Here is a 15,284-nt window from a genome sequence, read left to right as displayed (position 1 = left end):
ATCTGGGTCATTCTAGCGCCTTTTCAGTGCATTCGGGTGGGTGAGCAAGGGCGATTGGTTTCATTCGAGAGGCGCAGCTCTGCCAATTCGGCAGCAAAGCGCCGGGCCAGCAGGATGGCCCCGTCAAGCGGTGTGCCCTCGGGGTCGTGTAGGGTGGCCTGCATTGGGGCGGGCAGATAGGGCGCATAACAGGGGCCGATGCCGCCGGTCAGGCACAACCTGGTCCCTTCGGTCCAGCCAATTTTGGTCAGGGTGGCGGCGATCTGGTTGGCGGCGTCTTGCAAGATCCCGATCGACAGCGCGCATCCTTTTGCGGCATGGCGCGTCACCAATGGGGCGTAGCGCCCGAAATCGGCGGGGGATGCAGAGGCTGCAAAGCGCACAATGCCAGCGGACCCTTTCCGTTCGTTCAGGATGTGATCGGACAGGGGCGACGGTTGCGCCAGCCCATCCACGACATCAAGGCAGCGTGCCAGCGCCCGGCGTCCGACCCATTGCGCCGAGGCCATATCGCCCAGCACCGGCCCCCAACCACCGATAAAGCGCATCTGCCCCCGATCCTGTGCGGCGATAAATGACCCGGTGCCGCAATGGGCCACCATCCCATCATGCCCACCGAGCACACCAGAGAGGGCGGCGGGGCGGTCATCTTCGACGCGAATATGGGTGAAGGGCAGGGCGTTGGCCATTTCAGCAGCGTTATCCGGGCCAGTGATACCTGCCAGCCCAAAATAAGCGGGCAGGGCGGAGATCGCTTCGGGCTCCAGCCCAGAGATCTGCGACACTCCCTCAATCCCACGCCGAATTTCCCGCGCGGCGGCAGAGAAATCGGTTGTCACATTGGCGGATCCGGTTTCAAAAACGTGGATCTTCCCGGTGCTGTCACAAAGCGCCAGTCGGCAACGCGTTCCGCCACCATCCACGGCCAGAAAAGGGAGGGGAGTGTGAACTGTCATGCCAATACCTTTATAATGCCTCTGGTGAATACAGAAGACCCATCCTTGCTTTTGCCCGATGTATCCGGGAACTATCTTAGGTGATAACGGTCTGAAACATCTCAAAAACCGCCCGTTATGGGGCGTCACAGGCGGGGGGGGAGATATATGCAAATTCGGTTATGGATTGCTAAAGAAAGATCGCCCATACTCCCCGCATAACATCAAGCATGTATCTGGGAGGAACATCATGCGCAGAACTCTGAACCGGGTGGCCGTCGCCGCCTTGTCTCTTGCCTTTGCAACCGAAGCCATGGCGACCGAATGGAATGTGTCCCTGTGGGGCAAACGCCGGGCATTCACCGAACATGTCGAAAAGCTGGCGGAACTGGTCAGCGCCAAGACCAACGGCGAATTTACCCTGAACCTGTCTTATGGTGGCCTGTCGAAGAACCGCGAGAACCTCGATGGGATCTCGATTGGTGCCTTTGAAATGGCGCAGTTCTGTGCGGGCTATCACCGCGACAAGAACCCGTCGATCACCGTTCTGGAACTGCCGTTTCTGGGCGTAAGCTCGCTCGAGCAGGAGATTGCCCTGTCGCAAGCGGTCTATCAGCACCCGGCGGCGGTCAAGGATCTGGCCCGTTGGGATGCAACCCTGCTGATGCCGTCGCCACTGCCGCAATATAATCTTGTGGGTGTGGGCGATGCGCCTTCCACGCTGGCCGATTTTGCAGGTCTAAGCGTGCGTGCCACCGGCGGGATCGGTGCGGCGATGGAAACCATCGGCGCGGTGCCCACCTCGATGTCGGCCACCGAAGTGCGTCAGGCGATGGACAGCGGGATCGTCAAAGCCGTGAGCTTTGCCCCCCACGCCCATATGTCTTTCGGCACCATCGAAAATGGCAAATGGTGGACCACCAACCTGAACCCCGGCACCGTGAATTGCCCGGTTGTGGTGAACATCCCCGCGCTGGAAAGCCTGTCGGATGCGCATCGAGACGCGCTGATGAGCTCGGTCGACGAGGCGTTGGCCCATTATGTCGACAACTACAACAACAAAACCATGGTGGCCTGGGGTCCGGCTCTGGAAGAGCGCGGCATTCAGCAGGTGACCTTCTCGGACGCGGAAATCGCGGCCTTCAAGGATGCCGCCGCAGCCCCCGCTGCCAAAGCCTGGATCGAGGATAACATTGCCCGCGGTCTGCCCGCACAAGAGCTTTACGATCTTGTGACCGGCATGATCGCCAACGGCAGCTGATCCAACGGCCCCGCCCCCTGATCGGGGCGGGGTTTTTCCTTTTCGGATTTCCCAACAGATACGGAGCGACCCATGGCCGGATCCTCTCTTGTCCTGACCGACCAAAGCCTGCTCAGTCGGATTGATCAGCGTCTTTACAAGCTCGAAGGGTGGCTGGCGCTTCTCAGCGGGCTGGCGGTGTTTTCCCTGATGATCCTTGCGGTGATTTCCGTAGGTGGGCGCAATTTTGCGAACCAGCCGGTACCCGGGTACGTGGACTGGATCGAACAGGCGATGCCGCTGATTGCCTTCATGGGCATTTCGTTCACCCAGCGTGACGGCGGGCATATCCGTATGGACATGCTGGTGGGGGCCTTGAAAGGCCGTACGCTGTATATGGCCGAGTTTGTCACCACGTCGGTCATCCTGCTTCTGATGGCCTTCATGGTCTGGGGCAGCTGGGCGCATTTCGACCGCAGCTTCGACCTTGCCGCCCCCTTGTTTAGTGCGGACAGTTCGATGGATATTTCCCTGCCGCTCTGGCCTGCCAAATTGCTCGCCCCGGTGGCGTTTGGCGTTTTGTGCCTGCGGCTTGTGTTGCAGCTCTGGGCCTATGGGCGGGCCTTCATCACCGGCACCGACAACCCTGTCGCCGTGCCCCTCATTGCCGATGCGGCCACGATGGCCGCGATGGAAGCCGAGCATGTCTCGGGTCATGACAAGTAAGGGGCGGGCAGATGGAACCGATTGATATTGGGCTGATCGTCTCGGGCGGTATGCTGGTCATGGTCGTGCTGGGGATGCGCGTGGCGTTTGCCGCCGCCGCCGCAGGGATGATCGGGCTGGTCTGGATCTTCTGGGCCAAGTTCGGCTATGCGCCAGAGCGGTTCGGCAAGGCGCTGACCATCGCTGTGAAAACCGCGGGGCAGGTGCCGCATTCAAAGATTTCATCGCAGGCGCTGTCGCTTATCCCGACCTTCATCCTGATTGGCTATCTCGCCTATTATGCCGGGCTGACAAAGGCGCTGTTTGAGGCGGCAAAACGCTGGCTCGCCTGGGTGCCGGGGGGCTTGGCCGTGTCCACCGTCTTTGCCACGGCAGGCTTTGCCGCCGTGTCGGGGGCCTCGGTCGCGACCTCTGCGGTCTTTGCGCGGATTGCCATCCCCGAGATGCTGAAAATCGGCTATGACAAACGCTTTGCGGCGGGCGTGGTGGCGGCGGGCGGCACACTTGCCAGCCTCATTCCGCCCTCCGCAATCCTCGTGATCTATGCCATTATCGTCGAGCAGGACGTGGGCAAGCTCCTGCTTGCGGGCTTCATTCCCGGTGCGTTTTCCGCGGTGATTTACGGGCTTCTGATCATCGGCCTCGCTAAGGTGATCAAAGGTTTTGGCCCACCGGTCAGCGGCTTTACGTGGAAAGAGCGTTTTATGGCGCTGCCCCCCGCGTTGCCCATCGTCTTTGTGGTCATCACCATCATCTTCTTTGTCTACAACCCGTTCGGAGGCGACGCCTGGGGCACGCCAACCGAAGGGGGCGCGATTGGGGCCTTTGTGGTCTTTGTCATGGCGGTCTGGAAGGGGATGCGCTGGTCGGAGTTGAAAGACGCATTGCTCGAAACCGCCAAGCTCTCGGTGATGATCTTCACCATCATCTGGGGCGTATTGGTCTATGTGCGTTTCCTTGGGTTCGCCGACCTGCCGGGGGCGTTTTCCGACTGGATCACTTCGCTGGAGATGTCGCCGATGCTGATCCTCGTGATGATCCTGCTGGCCTATGCGGTGCTGGGCATGTTCATGGACGCGATCGGGATGCTGCTTTTGACCCTGCCCGTGGTCTACCCCGCCGTGATGGCGCTGAATGGCGGCGAAGCGGTGGCGGCGGCGGACAGCGCCTTTGGCATGTCAGGCCCGATGTGTGCGATCTGGTTTGGGATCCTCGTGGTGAAAATGGCCGAGTTCTGCCTGATCACACCCCCTATCGGGCTGAACTGTTTTGTGGTGGCGGGTGTGCGTGATGATCTAACAGTGCAGGATGTGTTCAAGGGTGTGACGCCGTTTTTCATCGCTGATGCCGTGACCATCGCGCTTTTGGTGGCTTTCCCCGCGATTGTGCTGTGGTTGCCAAGTCAGGTGTGACGCGCACTCTATTATATGACTAAACAGAAACCCCCGCCGAAGGTGACTTCGGCGGGGGTTTTGTTTGTGTCGAACCGCCCAAAGGGCAGGCGGAGTGACGATCAGATGTCGAACTTGACGCCTTGGGCCAGCGGCAGTTCATCCGAATAGTTCACCGTATTGGTCTGACGGCGCATGTAGCCTTTCCATGCGTCCGAGCCACTTTCGCGTCCGCCACCGGTTTCTTTTTCGCCCCCAAACGCTCCGCCGATTTCAGCACCAGATGGCCCGATATTGACGTTGGCAATGCCGCAATCGGATCCGGCTGCCGAGAGGAATTGCTCGGCTTCGCGCATGTTCAGGGTGAACACGCAGGAAGACAGCCCCTGTGGCACGTCATTCTGGATCTCGAGCGCGTCGCCAAACGCGTCATAGCCCATCACGTAGAGGATCGGCGCGAAGGTTTCGGTTTTCACCGTGGCGCTCTGGCCGGGCATTTCGACGATGGCGGGCTGCATGTAAACGCCGCCTTCCGGGACGTTTTCGGTCACGCGGTTGCCACCAAAGACCACACCACCTTCGGCCTCAGCCGATTTTAGTGCGTTGCTCATCGCGTTGCCCGAGGCTTCGTCTACCAACGGCCCGATCAAGGTGCCATCTTCCAGCGGGTTGCCAATGGGCAGGCCCGCATAGGCTTTCTTGAGGCGTGCAACCAGATCGCCCTTGATCGAGTTGTGTACGATCAGGCGGCGCAGGGTGGTGCAGCGCTGACCGGCGGTGCCAACAGCCGAGAAGACAATGGCGCGCACGGCCATTTCCAGATCGGCAGAGGGGCCAACGATCATCGCGTTGTTGCCGCCGAGTTCTAGGATGCATTTGCCAAAACGCGCCGCCACAATCGGCGCCACGGCGCGGCCCATACGGGTCGATCCGGTGGCCGAAATCACCGGCACATCTTCGCTTTCCACAAGGGCTTTGCCCAGATCGGCACCACCGACCAGAACCTGCAACAGATCCGCGGGCGCGTCTTCAAATCGGGCCAATGCGCGCTCAAAGATCTTGGCGCAGGCCAGCGCGGTCAGCGGGGTTTTCTCGGACGGTTTCCAGATCACCGGGTTGCCGCAGACCAGCGCAAGCGCCGTGTTCCAGCACCAGACGGCGACTGGGAAGTTGAAGGCCGAGATCACACCCACCGGGCCGATCGGGTGCCAGGTTTCCATCATCCGGTGACCGGGGCGTTCAGAGGCAATGGTCAGGCCATAAAGCTGGCGCGACTGTCCCACGGCGAAGTCACAGATGTCGATCATCTCTTGCACTTCGCCCAGACCTTCGGAGGTGATTTTGCCAGCTTCCCAGCTGACCAGCGCACCGAGGTCATCCTTGGCGGCGCGCAACTCTTCCCCCAGCAGGCGGACCAGTTCGCCACGGCGCGGGGCAGGGACGGTGCGCCACGCTTTGAACGCGGCTTTGGCGCGGGCAATCACCGCATCCATTTCACCAGCACCCATCTCATTCAGTTCGGCCAGCACACGGCCATCAATGGGAGAGGTCACTTTCAGGGACCCGCCGCTCAGGGCAGCGGGGTCAAGGCCAAGGTTCGACAGGGTGGTTTCGGACGTCATGTTCATGTCTTTCATCTTATCTCTCTCAGGCGGCCATATGTTTCTGGGTTTCGTCACCGGCGCGGTACAGCTGACCAAATTCGGTGTTCAGGAAGTCGTCCAGTTTGACCTGTTCCTGCTTGATGAAGCCATTTGCGGGCAGTTTGCCGGTGCGCATCAGGTCAACGACACCCAGCACGCCTGCTGCGGTGGTGACCTGAATGGCGCTCCAGGTGGCGCCGTCGATCTGGCGGGCGAAGCTTTTGTTGATCAGGCTTTTCTCGCGCAGCTGGCCGTTGATCAGGCCTTTGGCGGTGCAATAGACCAGAACCACGTCCTGGTCGGTGCGGGGCAGGGCGGTTTCAAAGATCTCTTTCAGAAGATCGCGGCGACGTTCCAGCCCCAGATCATGCAGAAGCAGTTTCAGGATGTCGCAATGACCCGGATAGCGGATCGAGCGATAGGACACGGCGCGCGCCTTGCCTGCCAGCGTTTCGGGCAGGGTGCCAAGACCACCCGAGGTGTTGAAGCATTCATATTCCACACCGTCATGGCCCAGACGTTCATAATCTTCCAGCGGCGCGGTCTTGACCAGCTCGCCATTCACGATCGCATCGCAGGGGTTGCAATATTCGTTGATCAGACCGTCGGTGGACCAGGTGAGATTATATTTCAGCGCATTGGTCGGATAAAGCGGCAGGGCTCCGACGCGCATGTGCAGGCTGTCGAGCTCATCAAACTCGGACGCCAAGGCAGCACCAGCGATGCCCACAAACCCCGGAGCCAGACCGCATTGCGGCATGAAGGCGGTGTTGCTGTCTTGTGCCAGTTCGCGCACGGCTTCGGTTGCGGCCACATCTTCGGTCAGATCGAAGTAATGTGCGCCTGCTTCTTTGGCGGCCTTGGCAATGGCCGGGGTCAAGAAGAAAGGCGCGGCCGAGATCACCGCGTCAAACCCGTCCAGCCCGTGGGCCAGACCAGCCTCGTCCTTGGCGTCGATCTGCTTGGTGGCGATGCCCAGTTTGGCAATTTCACCAAGGGCCTTGAGGTCATGATCGGCCACAGTCACGCTGTAATTCGGTGATCCCTTGAGCAGGGTCGCAATCATCTGACCGATCTTTCCGGCCCCAACAACGCAAATATTCCAGGACATGTGTTTCTCCGCTGATTTCCTGTTCATGTGAAATGATGGCGGAGGGGCTGTTCAGAGTGTAGGGATAAAACTGACGAAATGCGTAGCATGTTCGTCAGTATGACATAAAATATGACAAACTGTCCTATCTGTCGATGCGGCGCCCAAAAACAACCGAGGTGTTGGTGCGCAAAACACCGGGGATTGCCCCCAGTTCATCCACCAGAACATCAAGATCCTCGATGCGCGGGGCTTCGGCGGATAAAAGCAGATCGAACTCGCCATTGATCGACAGGCACAGGCGGATTTCCGGGTAGCCTTCCAGCCGTTTGATGATCCGTGCGGTTTCCTTTTGTTGCACTTCAAGCAGGATCACCACCTGTACGATGTTTTCACTGTTTGCATCCCCCAGAACCACGGAATAGCCGGCAATCGTGCCCTCGCGCTCCATCTTGGTGATGCGCGCATGAACCGTGGTGCGCGCCACGCCGAGCTGCGCCGCGATCTTGGCGGTGGGCAGTCGGGCGTCGGAACGCAAAAGCGCCAGAATGCGGCGGTCGAGATCGTCGGGCAAAGGGGGCTCCTTTCCGGCAAGCGGGGCTGATCGGGTGGGGGCAGGTTCACAGGAACGGGCGCGAAGGGCAAGGAGGGTTTCAATTACACTCCCGCAAATTTTGAGATTCAAAAGCCAGTGAAATCAGCGGGCCTGTGTTTTCATTGATGAGGCTGAAGCAATGAGCTGCGCGTAACGAGAGGAGACAATTGGGACGCGCTTACGGCTGGGTGCGAAATCAATTCGGAGCGATGTCGTTTCCCGTCACATACTCGTAAGATTTGACGACCAGGTCATAGACCACTTCTAATTCATCCGCTGTGACGGGTGTGAAGATCATCGCGAACCCCTCCCAATTCGGCCTTTGAGCGGACCACGGATGGCTGACCGCCCAGCCAGCTTTGATCGCCCGTTCGGCCAGCTCTGGCGGCAACGAGGCATGCAGACTGCCATCGGGATGCATATGGGCGAACTCTCTGCCGCCTGCGATGACTTCTGGTCTGGCCAAGGGGATTTCTTCGCTGATCCAAAATCCCAACGCCCCCGGCAGGGAAACAACAGTGTTCCTGATCTCGACCCCAGGAATTTCGGATACGCGGTTTAGTAATTCGGCCGAAATCTCGCGTATTGGCTCTATCCCAATTTGGACATGCGGAACGCTGTTTGTCGTTCGTGGAATTGGCGTTTCACGCTGTGGCAGGTCTCCAATCTCAGCAGCTGCGGATGAGGCGGCCAACAGGGCTATGGGAAGAAAACTCTCGATAAACCGTTTTACATTCATCAAATCTGTCTCCAGAGAGTTAATTTTTAAACTTGATAGATTTCGTTGATGGCGAAACTGTCCCTGCGCCGCTACCAAAGCATGGCCTTCCCTTCTTGTGCCATGACGTGCAGAGAATAAGAAAGGAAGGCCGGTTTTGTTGCCCGTCTTTCAAGCGGCCAGGAGCCTTGAAGTGATCGACGAGCTGTTTTCTCGACCTAGTTCTCTGGTGCGCGATATGCCTTGTGACACGCGCTGCAGGCAGCACCCAGCTTGCCCATGGCGCCACCGAGGGCTTGCTGGCCGTCACCAGCCACTGCTTTCATCGCTTCTGCCGCTGCAAACAGATCTTTCGATTTTTGGCCGACATCCGGGAAGTTTTGCCAAAGCGCGGGAAGTGCACGCGTCCCATTGATGGCGGAATTGTCGGAACCCGGAGCCCACGCCTGCGGTTGGTGAACCGATGCGATATGCACGATGTTGTTGGCAGCCAAAGCTGCCGCTTCGGCATCGTATTCCGCTTCGCCCTTTGCCATCGCACCAAGGATACCGAGGTTAAAGGCGTAAAGTTGCATATGTGCCTGACGCGCCTTTACACCTGCGGCAAACGGGTTATCCGCATGACTTTCGGCCAACACGGTGCCGACAGACAATGCAGAGACCAGACCGGCCGCGATCCATACTTTGTTTCGTTTCATCCTGTTTTTCTCCGCTTGAAAATTTTTCATCAGACCATGTCTTTCTTCCCGGCGTACAAGCCGCGTACAATGTTTTGTGAGGATCTCATGTGTCCCGGCGCTTCCATTGACTGGTGAAAACCTGTGAACACTTGATGAACCTTTTCGAGAAACAGTAAGATGCCATGGCAATGATGTGGATACTTTTAGAACAAATTGTATCGCACCGCAACAATGTGTTTTATAGGGGCGTCGAATGACCCGACCGAAAGACCCGCGACTGGCTGCAACCCGTAACCTTGCACTTGATGTGGCACTGAAAATTCTGCACGAAAATGGGGTACTGGCGGTCACCCACGGGTCGGTGAGCACCGCGACCGGAATCTCGCGCAGTACGCTTTATCGGCATTGGCCGAAACTGGAATCGCTGCGCAACGACGTCTTCCTTCTGGCGGCAACCTCGCCAAACTTCCCGCCGAAAACCAACGGACCATTTCGTGCCGATCTGGCGTGGATGATGGGCAATCTGTTGATCGCTTTGAACGAAACGCCCTGGGGCCAGGTCGCTCCGCAAGTCGTAGCATTGGCGGCGACCGATTCACAGGCGCGGGCTGTTATCAATGACTTTATGCGAGACCGGATCGCCAGCGTGGAGGCCGTATTTGCCGCCGCAGGGGAGCGCGGTGAGCTTCTCGAATCCGCGCCGGTTGGGCAGCTGGCGGAAATGGCGATCGCTGTCCCCTATTTTCGAAAGTATATTGCGGGATTGCCGTTGGATCGCGAATGGCTCGATACACATGTCGATCTTATCTGCCGCTTGGCGACAAAGCCTGCCGTAACTTAGTAAAAATCTTTTCCGCTTTATGTCGCTTGATTTCCATCTTTAATCCTCCGCCTCCTAACTATAGGGGCGGACCAGTTCAGTGGGGGGATCATTCATTCGTCGGGGTAGAACAGATATGGGCCGTCATACTGCCCGACAGGGATGCTGTGGGTCAGAATTCCGCTGCGTATCTCGTGCAACAAAAAACCGTGCCCATGCGATGATCCCCTCATTAGATAAACCATTGGTTTCTAATAGGAGTCGCTCTTGTTGGTCGTGCGCACCGCGTACATAGCACCAATCGCATAAGGTTTATTATGTAAAAAAATTCATCCCATCGCTTGTCTGCGCGAAGAACTTCTTTGGCCATTGAAAGGGAAACAGGACATTTCTAATGCGCCAGAGCGGGCCTCTAAATAAACTACGATAAATCCGACAGCAGAATTATCGAAACAGACACCTTTGGGCGTCTCTTTTCACCCAGCCGAAACCTACCCAAGTCCGATGAACAACGTAGTGAATTCGAATAAACTGCGTGGTGCTGAGTGATCCGCTTCGGCGAAATACGCAATAAATCAATTCCCTCACTTCATACTACGGAATATCTCGTTCAGCCGGTCCGTCAGGGCATGGCCTTTCGACTTTGGGAGGCCAACGAGGGTGTGAAACTCACTCTCCTCGGTTTGCGACAACATATAGCTCAGTGCCTGGATAGTCGCATTGAGCTCGTCCCGGCTCAGACAAATGGGTTGGCTTGACATCGATTGATCCCTTCGTTTTCCCCAGAATGCAGATTTGCCCGCGCTTTCACAACTTCGAAAACTCGGGCAAATCGCCCACAGGTTTAGTTCTGTCTGTTATAATAGTCGACGCCGTCATTAGGCCGGAAGGCAGTGCCGCAATCATCGACATTACGATTCTCGATGATGATCGTTCCGGTTGGCGTATCCCAATAAGCATGCCGATCATTGTTTAACGCTTTGTTCAGGCTGGGCGTATTCAGGATGCCCAGCAAGAATAAGGCAAAATCATTTGCATTGGTGATGTCTTCATCTGGGAACGCGATCCCGTTTACAACTGCGCCATTGTCAAACTCAGCATGGTGCTTGGAATAGGCATGCCCATAGGCAATGCTGTCGGCAAGATCGGCGTTATTGGCCGCCCCGCAATCGGCAAACGCGGCGGTGCCACAGAGCGAAGCGATACCTATGGCGGCAATCAGTTTGCGAAGATGTGTCATTGGTCTTTCCTTTGGTCTGGAGGGTTAGGAAACTTGCGTGGCAAGTTGTTGCAGCGATGTTTGCGCCGCGGTGAGAAACAGCTTTGGCGCGTCTCCTACGCCATTCAGAAAGTTTTCCTCGTTGTCGAGTTGCTGCTTGAGCATGTTGACAGCGTTGGTCACGTTCTGGGTTCCCGAAGCCAGCTGTCCGACCAGGGACTGAAGCTGTTGCGCTTGTACGACCGATGAATTGAGCTGTGCTTCCTGCGCTTTCACATTCGCCAGAGAGCTGGTGGCATCCGATAGCGCCACTTCGGTGGATTTGTGCTCCGTGATCAGACTCGCCAGTTCAGAAGCACCTTTGACAATCCATCCGACAAAGGGGACCCAAACCATGACATTCATCACATTGATGCGTGACTGAAGTTCCTTAGCTTTCTGCCGGTAGTGGCTTTGTCGCGCCTGCAGCCCGGCGATCTGACCACGAAGCTGGCCAACCGCAGTTTGCAGCTCTGCGCAATCAGCGTTGAAGGTATTGCGAAACGAATTCAGATCGGTATTGCTTTTCACCGCCAGCGTATCGAGCCCATCGATCTGGCTGATCAGATTGTCCAAAGCGGATTTCTGGCTTTCGGGGGTAGCTCCGCCTTCGATGGCTTTGAGCATTGTGGCAACGCTCGGCGTCGCCGAGTTTAGGAAACTCGTGCAAGCGCTGGCGAAGCTCTGAAGGGCCGGAACTTCTGTATCACTGAAATTGCTGGCGTGTTGGATGATGGCCTGTGATTGGGACGTCTTTGGCAGGGCAGAGATGGCGTTGGCAAGATTCAATGCATTGGCGATGACCTGTCTGAACATGGTCTATCCTTTCGATTGTCAGAGGGGGAGGTGACCCGGGGTCGCCGGGTCACTCGGAGACTATGCAGCCGCCTTCATTTGATCCTGAACATAGGTCCCGATTGACGTTCCATCGGGGGCATATTTTTTGTTGACGCCAGCCAGCTGCTGCTGAATGACATTGGTGTCGTTCTGGATATCCTTGACCGTACCTTTTGCGGCAGCCTGGTAGAGGTTGCGCAGGGATTTGACGTCGGTCTCACCGTTTTCGAGCTGACCGATCAGGCTACCCATGTCCTGCTCCAGTGAGGTCCAGGCATTGGCCATGTCCTGTGCCGCATCGGCGGCACCGCCGGCCTTTTTCGCGAGAGAGTCAAAGCCGCCAGACATGCCACGAGCTAGCTTGACCTCGGCTTTCAGATTGGCCTTCTCGGTCAGAACCTTGCCTTTCTGGTCCAGAAGAACACCAATTGCGATGCCGGATGCGGCCGCACCCGCAACCCCAACCGCGACTACGGCAACGCCCGCTACAACCAATGGTGTTGACGCACCTGCGGTTACAAAGTCGGCAATTCCACCGACAGCAATCATCAGCCCGCCGCCTGCGATCGTGAGCCCGGATAGGGCAGCGCCCGCGATTGCGGTATCAATTTTGGTGTCGATGTCATCGACCTGCTTATCGAGCTGGGCCAAAACGCCATTGTCGCCATCGACCGCAGCGTTCAGTTTGGTGACATAGCCCGAGAAGTTGGAGCTATCGGTGTTCAGATTGTTGCGAAGTGTGTTGAGGTTTGTCACCAACCCCTTGGCGCTTGTCTGATAGCCCTGAGTTTGCTCCTGGACTTGCTTCATCAAGGCAATGGCCTGGCTTGCCGGAGCTGAAGGATCCAGCGCCGTACCCAAGGCGTTTTGCAGATTGAAATATGCCTTGATATTCGAGTTTTGCTGGATCATCTCCGGCAGGATGTTGTCAAGATAATTGCTCGCGTGGGACTGCGCGCTTTTGATCCCGTTGTTGATGTCCGTTTCGAACGTTTTCAAGTTCTTGAAGTCACCGAAATCGACAAAGGGCTGTCGCTGCACTGTCATAGCATACCCCTGAACGATTGAGGCCTGTCCAGCGGTGGCAATATTGGCGTTTGATGCCTGTTGGGCCGTGGAGGTGTTGTTCGCGAGTAATACGATATTCATAATTTTCTCCTGCTATTGAATGGGGTGGTGGTTTACACGTTGGAAACTCGGGAAAACGGACCGGGGCGATCTACGCCCTGATCGAACATGTCAGTCGGAAAGCGGTGGAAAATAGGACCCAACGCCTGACAGGGCGGCGCGCATATCGTCCAGTTCGCCGCGCAAACGGCTCCAATCGGCGATCACCGCGTTGATTTCAGACATTGCGGCGGGAAGGCCGCCGTCCTGATCGACTTTGTTGGCCAACGCGGTCATGCCAGACGCGATATCGCCGTATGAGGTCGCGGCCTCACTAACTGCGGTCAGAAGGCTGGCCCCGGTTTTGTTGATTGTGCCGATCTGAGAGTTGATAACCTGGACCGCGGCAAGCATTGCGCTCATCGCCGCGAAGGCCTGGTATTGTTTATTCAGAAGCGCGTTTCCGCTCTTGATCGCTTTCTGTGCCTCAGAGATGCCTGCGACACCGGTAGAAATGGTGGTGATCGATTGGGCTGGAAATTCAGCAATCTCACCTCCTTCTTCCTTATCTCCCCCACCAGAGGGGCCATCACCGTTCTCGCCATTTTCAGCTTTTTCGTCGCCGGATTTTGGCGCTGATTTCTCCTTTTTCTCAGAGGAGGAATCGTCGCCTTTCGAGGTGCCATCGGATTTGTTGTCTTTATCGCCCCCGCCGATGAAGGACAGCACATAGGTCACCAGATCCTTGACACCCTCGCCGATGCTATCGGCATTGGTCACAATGGCCTGTATGGCGTCGAAAACTTCTTTTTCCGTCGCGTCAATCTCGGTCTGTGCGGCGGCGATCTGACCGTTTGGCCCGTCCAGCTTTGCGGTTGCATCCGCAATCGCGGTCGCCAGTTTAGTGCTTGCGGCAGTCGTGACATTCACGCTTGTCTGCGCCAGTTGGACAGCGTCCTGTGTGTTCTTTGCATAGACATCCAGCTGGTTTGCCACCGAGGTGATTAGCCGCTTGGCTTCTTCAGGGTCAGTCACCGGTGCAAGTGTGGTCTTCAGCGCAACAACAAGGTTTCGCGCGGCAGAAGCATCAGTGACGATCCTGATCAACTTTGGCATCACGGTGGATAGGTAATAGTTGGCGGCTTTGCGCATGGATTTTTGCGCTGCAATCGCCTCGCCTCCGACGCCCGTCGGATCAGTCAGCACCTTCAGATTGACCTGTCGATCAAGCACCATGGCGCGCCCTTGCATGTGTAAGACCTCAGCTCCGACCTGAAACAGGTCTTGTCGAAGGTCGGTAACGGAAATGCTGGTGGTGTTATCCAGAGCCATTGTCAGTCTCCTTGGCAGTTACTTGGGTTCTGCAGCGATGTCTCTGCCGCAGGACTACGCTGCCAGAGCTGACGAGCCAGTTCGGTGCGCTGGCGCACATCGGAGCAGAAAATTTATTCTCCCGCGCTCCAACTGATCTTTGGTATTTGCGATTTGGGGGCCCGATTTGAGAGACAAGGATCAGGTCATGGCCAAAGTAGACCTAAGTTCATTTCAGTGGTTTCGTGGTTTTGGAGAGGAAGATCTTGCGCGGGTTCAGCGACGGTTGCGCCCCGCCACATATGATCAAGGGCAGTTGGTCATCGACCGCGCCGACCCGTCAAATGATGTCTATCTGGTGGTCAAAGGTCGTGCCCTGGCCGTGCATTGGACAAATGACGGGCGCGAAATTGTCTTTAGCCGAATCCCTGCCGGGGATGCTTTTGGTGAGCTGTCCGCGATTGATGGGTCGCAACGTTCGTTGTCGATTTACGCGCAAACGAAGACGGTGATGTGGATTTTGCCGCAAAAGGATTTTCTGTCTCTAATAGATATGCATCCCGGGTTCCGGCATACCATTCTTGTAAGCCTGACGGATAGAATTCGCGCAATTACAATGCGTTGCAATGAACTCACCAGCTTTTCCGTTGTGGATCGCGTGCGGTCCCATTTGCTTCGGCTTGCATTGCAGGAAGGGGTGCTTAGTGAAGGTGGGGTTTTGAAGGACATGCCGACACATGCAGAGTTGGGGAATACGCTTGGTGCAAACCGAGAGGCGGTAAGCCGCGCAATTTCTTCACTCAAAAAGGCAGGGATCATTGAAACTGGGCGCCGTCAGATCAGGATTCTCAATCCGCAGGCATTGGCAGAGTTGTCGGATCCCTGACTAGTGCCCCTTCCCCACTCGCTTTTAACTTGCCGGAACCAGCGCAA

At 56.9% G+C, this 15,284-nt stretch carries 16 protein-coding genes; 5 read left to right on the top strand and 11 right to left on the bottom strand.

The annotated features are described in order from the left end of the window. Positions 1-23 precede the first annotated feature (23 nt). Positions 24-956, bottom strand: a complete 933-nt coding sequence (locus O2N63_RS16010) for a BadF/BadG/BcrA/BcrD ATPase family protein (RefSeq protein ID WP_271055308.1) — start codon at positions 954-956, stop codon at positions 24-26. 229 nt (positions 957-1,185) lie between these two features. On the opposite strand from O2N63_RS16010, the gene dctP reads away from it, so the two are divergent. From dctP to O2N63_RS15995, 3 genes are all read left to right on the top strand, one after another. Then, positions 1,186-2,196: a TRAP transporter substrate-binding protein DctP gene (gene dctP / locus O2N63_RS16005; protein ID WP_271055307.1), complete on the top strand. Its 1,011-nt coding sequence runs from the start codon at positions 1,186-1,188 to the stop codon at positions 2,194-2,196. A gap of 72 nt (positions 2,197-2,268) precedes the next feature. Next, positions 2,269-2,901, top strand: a complete 633-nt coding sequence (locus O2N63_RS16000) for a TRAP transporter small permease subunit (RefSeq protein ID WP_271055306.1) — start codon at positions 2,269-2,271, stop codon at positions 2,899-2,901. A gap of 11 nt (positions 2,902-2,912) precedes the next feature. Further along, positions 2,913-4,313: a TRAP transporter large permease gene (locus O2N63_RS15995; protein ID WP_271055305.1), complete on the top strand. Its 1,401-nt coding sequence runs from the start codon at positions 2,913-2,915 to the stop codon at positions 4,311-4,313. Positions 4,314-4,414: 101 nt separating this feature from the next. Here the strand turns inward: O2N63_RS15995 and amaB are convergent, their stop codons facing one another. The 5 genes from amaB to O2N63_RS15970 form a co-directional block, all read right to left on the bottom strand. Next, positions 4,415-5,929, bottom strand: a complete 1,515-nt coding sequence (gene amaB, locus O2N63_RS15990) for an L-piperidine-6-carboxylate dehydrogenase (protein WP_271055304.1) — start codon at positions 5,927-5,929, stop codon at positions 4,415-4,417. A gap of 10 nt (positions 5,930-5,939) precedes the next feature. Next, positions 5,940-7,046 carry a saccharopine dehydrogenase family protein gene (locus O2N63_RS15985; protein WP_271055303.1) on the bottom strand — a complete coding sequence of 369 codons (1,107 nt, stop codon included), beginning with the start codon at positions 7,044-7,046 and terminating at the stop codon, positions 5,940-5,942. A gap of 124 nt (positions 7,047-7,170) precedes the next feature. Beyond that, complete coding sequence (locus tag O2N63_RS15980; RefSeq protein ID WP_271055302.1) at positions 7,171-7,599, bottom strand: Lrp/AsnC family transcriptional regulator; 429 nt, start codon at positions 7,597-7,599, stop codon at positions 7,171-7,173. 217 nt (positions 7,600-7,816) lie between these two features. Further along, positions 7,817-8,437: a luciferase domain-containing protein gene (locus tag O2N63_RS15975; RefSeq protein ID WP_271055301.1), complete on the bottom strand. Its 621-nt coding sequence runs from the start codon at positions 8,435-8,437 to the stop codon at positions 7,817-7,819. 119 nt (positions 8,438-8,556) lie between these two features. Next, complete coding sequence (locus tag O2N63_RS15970) at positions 8,557-9,036, bottom strand: c-type cytochrome (protein ID WP_271055300.1); 480 nt, start codon at positions 9,034-9,036, stop codon at positions 8,557-8,559. Positions 9,037-9,271: 235 nt separating this feature from the next. On the opposite strand from O2N63_RS15970, the gene O2N63_RS15965 reads away from it, so the two are divergent. Next, positions 9,272-9,859, top strand: coding sequence for a TetR/AcrR family transcriptional regulator (locus O2N63_RS15965; protein WP_271055299.1), 588 nt, complete (start codon positions 9,272-9,274; stop codon positions 9,857-9,859). 563 nt (positions 9,860-10,422) lie between these two features. On the opposite strand, the gene O2N63_RS15960 is transcribed toward O2N63_RS15965, so the two are convergent. The 5 genes from O2N63_RS15960 to O2N63_RS15940 form a co-directional block, all read right to left on the bottom strand. Beyond that, complete coding sequence (locus O2N63_RS15960; RefSeq protein WP_271055298.1) at positions 10,423-10,599, bottom strand: hypothetical protein; 177 nt, start codon at positions 10,597-10,599, stop codon at positions 10,423-10,425. 83 nt (positions 10,600-10,682) lie between these two features. Then, on the bottom strand, positions 10,683-11,078 hold the full coding sequence (locus O2N63_RS15955; RefSeq protein WP_271055297.1) for a hypothetical protein: 396 nt from the start codon (positions 11,076-11,078) through the stop codon (positions 10,683-10,685). Between the two features lie 24 nt (positions 11,079-11,102). After that, complete coding sequence (locus O2N63_RS15950; protein WP_271055296.1) at positions 11,103-11,912, bottom strand: hypothetical protein; 810 nt, start codon at positions 11,910-11,912, stop codon at positions 11,103-11,105. A 60-nt stretch (positions 11,913-11,972) separates the two neighbouring features. Further along, complete coding sequence (locus O2N63_RS15945) at positions 11,973-13,082, bottom strand: HBL/NHE enterotoxin family protein (protein ID WP_271055295.1); 1,110 nt, start codon at positions 13,080-13,082, stop codon at positions 11,973-11,975. 90 nt (positions 13,083-13,172) lie between these two features. Further along, entirely contained in the window at positions 13,173-14,372 is a 1,200-nt protein-coding gene (locus O2N63_RS15940; RefSeq protein WP_271055294.1) for an HBL/NHE enterotoxin family protein, read from the bottom strand. A 187-nt stretch (positions 14,373-14,559) separates the two neighbouring features. Here O2N63_RS15940 and O2N63_RS15935 point away from each other — a divergent pair, with 187 nt between their 5' ends. Further along, the gene (locus O2N63_RS15935; RefSeq protein WP_271055293.1) at positions 14,560-15,237 is read left to right on the top strand and encodes a Crp/Fnr family transcriptional regulator; all 678 of its coding nucleotides are present in this window, start codon (positions 14,560-14,562) and stop codon (positions 15,235-15,237) included. Positions 15,238-15,284 lie beyond the last annotated feature (47 nt).

Source organism: Aliiroseovarius salicola (assembly GCF_027891095.1).
In the GTDB taxonomy this organism is placed as follows: domain Bacteria; phylum Pseudomonadota; class Alphaproteobacteria; order Rhodobacterales; family Rhodobacteraceae; genus Aliiroseovarius; species Aliiroseovarius salicola.
Note: the sequence above shows the minus strand (reverse complement) of the source record. Positions and strands in the feature narration are given on the sequence as shown.

What these genes read in the sequence shown, in the direction of transcription:
- O2N63_RS15995 (WP_271055305.1), top strand. Translation starts at nt 2,913, where the DNA reads ATGGAACCGATTGATATTGGGCTGATCGTCTCGGGCGGTATGCTGGTC.
- amaB (WP_271055304.1), bottom strand. Translation starts at nt 5,929, where the DNA reads ATGAAAGACATGAACATGACGTCCGAAACCACCCTGTCGAACCTTGGC.
- O2N63_RS15965 (WP_271055299.1), top strand. Translation starts at nt 9,272, where the DNA reads ATGACCCGACCGAAAGACCCGCGACTGGCTGCAACCCGTAACCTTGCA.
- O2N63_RS15970 (WP_271055300.1), bottom strand. Translation starts at nt 9,036, where the DNA reads ATGAAACGAAACAAAGTATGGATCGCGGCCGGTCTGGTCTCTGCATTG.
- O2N63_RS15955 (WP_271055297.1), bottom strand. Translation starts at nt 11,078, where the DNA reads ATGACACATCTTCGCAAACTGATTGCCGCCATAGGTATCGCTTCGCTC.
- O2N63_RS15940 (WP_271055294.1), bottom strand. Translation starts at nt 14,372, where the DNA reads ATGGCTCTGGATAACACCACCAGCATTTCCGTTACCGACCTTCGACAA.
- O2N63_RS15935 (WP_271055293.1), top strand. Translation starts at nt 14,560, where the DNA reads ATGGCCAAAGTAGACCTAAGTTCATTTCAGTGGTTTCGTGGTTTTGGA.
- dctP (WP_271055307.1), top strand. Translation starts at nt 1,186, where the DNA reads ATGCGCAGAACTCTGAACCGGGTGGCCGTCGCCGCCTTGTCTCTTGCC.
- O2N63_RS15960 (WP_271055298.1), bottom strand. Translation starts at nt 10,599, where the DNA reads ATGTCAAGCCAACCCATTTGTCTGAGCCGGGACGAGCTCAATGCGACT.
- O2N63_RS16010 (WP_271055308.1), bottom strand. Translation starts at nt 956, where the DNA reads ATGACAGTTCACACTCCCCTCCCTTTTCTGGCCGTGGATGGTGGCGGA.
- O2N63_RS15945 (WP_271055295.1), bottom strand. Translation starts at nt 13,082, where the DNA reads ATGAATATCGTATTACTCGCGAACAACACCTCCACGGCCCAACAGGCA.
- O2N63_RS15950 (WP_271055296.1), bottom strand. Translation starts at nt 11,912, where the DNA reads ATGTTCAGACAGGTCATCGCCAATGCATTGAATCTTGCCAACGCCATC.
- O2N63_RS15985 (WP_271055303.1), bottom strand. Translation starts at nt 7,046, where the DNA reads ATGTCCTGGAATATTTGCGTTGTTGGGGCCGGAAAGATCGGTCAGATG.
- O2N63_RS16000 (WP_271055306.1), top strand. Translation starts at nt 2,269, where the DNA reads ATGGCCGGATCCTCTCTTGTCCTGACCGACCAAAGCCTGCTCAGTCGG.